The organism is Oleiphilus sp. HI0066 (assembly GCF_001635725.1).
Window position 1 is genome coordinate 1 of sequence record NZ_LWFH01001415.1, and the last position, 1,624, is coordinate 1,624.

The window sequence follows — 1,624 nt, forward strand, 5'->3', positions numbered from 1 at the left end:
AGCATTCGAGTAATGATTATTCTGCGTGTACCAGCGCTCAAGCGCTGAACTCAAACCCATCAGCTCGCTTTGCGCATTCGCGCGATGCGTTGACGCAACATTCTCTTGGTAACTTGGGTAGGCAATCGCGGCCAAAATACCGATGATCGCCACCACAATCATCAACTCAATGAGGGAAAAACCCTGCTGCTTATTTGTCTTCATGTTTTTTTCCTCTCATTATTGATTAATCAACTCGAACCAACCCAAACGACCTTCACGATCAGATGCAGTAGTCGCGGCGTGCTCGCCTTTATCGATACCCGTGCTGTCTTTTGGCTTCTCTTTGTTTGAGCTGAAGGTGTATTTACCAAGTACATTCGTCTCGTTGTTGAAGTTATCGCTCTTCATACCTGCGCCAACGTCGTTTTCGTCAATGAGGCCATCATCATTCAAATCAAGAATAGGCTTGCTTGGATTTAAGCCGGTTAGCAACGGCAAGGCATACAAGTAACTCGCACCACCACCTGAACACTCAGATACATCTGGTATCAAACTTGAGAACAAGGCAATCGGACCAACCTCTGAATCAAACAGCAACTCAGGTTTTTGCGTCACACGCTCACCTTCAGCTGATTCGCCAGAAACGATGAAGTCGACATACCAACCTTCGTTACTGTCCCAGTTCACGTCTGTACCAGTGAGAGACTTCACCTCATCCGTTTCCGTAAAGGTTCTAGCCGCTAGATCGGTACGGACAAGCTCTTGCTCAGTTCCGCTATCCCAGATGGTGTAATAGCTTTGGACATCTACATTCGCTTGGTCGCCATCTACTAAATACTGACCAGTACCAAAAGTAACTAAAGCATTTGGCGAAAAGCCTTTATTAGCTTGCGCACTGTTCAATGCCAAACTAGGTGCTGCCGTAATAGGCTGTGCCGCACCATTACTATCTTTTGCTGAGAATAATGGTTTTGGTGTTGTGCCGGAGTTATAGGCAGAGCCCCAATTGGCAGCATTTGTATTACTCACATCAAAGGCCCACATATTGCCTTTAATATCACCACCATAAATACGATCTGGAATCTGATCACCATTCAAGTCAACAGCCGTTACACCAGATAAACCATTTTTATCAAGCGAGGTACCTACACCCGTATCAATCACAACTTTGTCAGTTGCAGCCCATCCATCTAGACCTTCTTCGATATACAAGATCATGAGTGCTGCACGACCATTGGTTGACTCATAACCATTACCAAAGATAACCGCCCATTTGCCGTTATTCATCAATGAGATTAATGGAGCAGTCGTCAAGAAACCTAGATTTGCATCATCACTTTCAGTGAATTCCCACATTACAGTATTAGCAGCATTCGTCGCTGAGTCTGTAAAGTCATCAGGATTCGTCACATCCAGTGCAAATAAGCCTTTACCACCAGCACGCAGGCCACCAACTAGAACAGTTCGCCAGTCACGTGACACATCTGCAGAATTGCCTTTTGTATAGACGTCTTGCGCTACTGGCGTCAAATCTACGTAATACTGATGCGCATAGTTAGGGTCTGTTAGATAGTGCAATCCTTCACCCGCAACGCTTGAGTAGACCAAATTAGGCACATAAGCCATCACTTCTTTACCTGCG

Annotated in this window: 2 protein-coding genes; both read right to left on the reverse strand. The window is 45.5% G+C overall.

Annotated features, from left to right (window positions below; all coding sequences use genetic code 11):
* Positions 1-204 (reverse strand): type IV pilin protein (locus tag A3738_RS21515; RefSeq protein WP_156504400.1); only part of this gene is annotated, 204 nt, incomplete at its 3' end.
* Positions 205-219: 15 nt separating this feature from the next.
* A partial coding sequence (locus A3738_RS21520) for a pilus assembly protein (protein ID WP_255376194.1) occupies positions 220-1,624 on the reverse strand: 1,405 nt, incomplete at its 5' end.